Origin of the sequence: Kitasatospora sp. NPDC048540, from assembly GCF_040651175.1 — a bacterium.
GTDB lineage: Bacteria > Actinomycetota > Actinomycetes > Streptomycetales > Streptomycetaceae > Kitasatospora.
Map to the genome: position 1 here is coordinate 1 of NZ_JBEZIR010000272.1, position 1535 is coordinate 1535.

General features: G+C 68.9%; 1 protein-coding gene. It reads left to right on the plus strand.

Annotation, left to right across the window (positions count from 1 at the left end):
- The coding region (locus AB0D08_RS40790) for an acyl-CoA carboxylase subunit beta (RefSeq protein WP_359895433.1) at positions 1 to 1535 on the plus strand (1535 nt) is incomplete at both ends.

Here is a 1535-nt window from a genome sequence, read left to right on the forward strand (position 1 = left end):
CGGGGTCGGGTGGCCGAGCTGCACGACCTTCGGGAGCAGGTCCGCCGTGGCCCGAGCGAGAAGGCCACCGAGGCGCAGCACGCGAAGGGGAAGCTGACCGCGCGTGAGCGGATCGCGTTGCTGTTGGACGAGGGTTCGTTCAACGAGGTGGAGCCGTTCCGGCGGCACCGGGCGCAGGGTTTCGGTCTGGAGGCGAAGAAGCCGCACACCGACGGTGTGGTCGTCGGGTGGGGGACGGTGCACGGGCGGCCGGTGTTCACCTATGCGCACGACTTCCGGATCTTCGGTGGTGCGCTGGGTGAGGCGCATGCGCAGAAGATCCACAAGATCATGGACATGGCGATCGCGGCGGGTGCGCCGCTGGTGTCGCTGAACGACGGCGCGGGTGCCCGGATCCAGGAGGGCGTGACCGCGCTGGCCGGCTACGGCGGGATCTTCCAGCGCAACACGCGGGCGTCCGGGGTGATCCCGCAGATCTCGGTGATGCTGGGCCCGTGCGCGGGCGGCGCCGCCTACAGTCCGGCGCTGACGGACTTCGTGTTCATGGTGCGTGAGACCTCGCAGATGTTCATCACCGGCCCGGACGTGGTGCAGGCGGTGACCGGCGAGAAGATCTCCCAGAACGGGCTGGGCGGTGCGGACGTGCACTCGACGGTCTCCGGGGTGTCGCACTTCGTGTACGACGACGAGCAGTCGTGCATCGAGGAGGTGCGGTTCCTGCTGTCGCTGCTGCCGCAGAACAACCGTGAGATGCCGCCGGTGCAGCCCAACGACGACCCGGTGCAGCGGCGCAACGAGCCGCTGCTGGACCTGGTGCCGGCGGACGGCAACCGGCCGTACGACATGCGCAAGGTGATCGAGGAGGTCGTCGACCACGGCGAGTACCTCGAGGTGCACGAGCGGTGGGCGACCAATGTGATCTGCGCGCTGGCGCGGATCGACGGCCACGTGGTGGGGATCATCGCCAACCAGCCGCAGTCGCTGGCGGGGGTGCTGGACATCCACGCGTCGGAGAAGGCCGCGCGGTTCGTGCAGATGTGCGACGCGTTCAACATCCCGCTGATCACCATGCTGGACGTGCCCGGGTTCCTGCCCGGTGTGGACCAGGAGCACGACGGGATCATCCGGCACGGCGCGAAGCTGCTGTACGCGTACTGCAACGCCACCGTGCCGCGGATCCAGCTGATCCTGCGCAAGGCGTACGGCGGCGCGTACATCGTGATGGACTCCCGCTCGATCGGCGCGGACCTGTCCTACGCCTGGCCGACCAACGAGATCGCCGTGATGGGCGCCGAGGGTGCCGCCAACGTGATCTTCCGCCGGGACATCAACGGCGCCGAGGACCCCGACGCGATGCGCGCCCAGAAGATCAAGGAGTACAAGAGCGAGCTGATGCACCCGTACTACGCGGCCGAACGCGGCCTCGTCGACGACGTCATCGACCCGGCCGAGACCCGCACCGTCCTCGCCTCAGCCCTCGCCATGCTCCGCACCAAGCACGCCGACCTGCCCAGCCGCAAGCACGGCAACCCGCC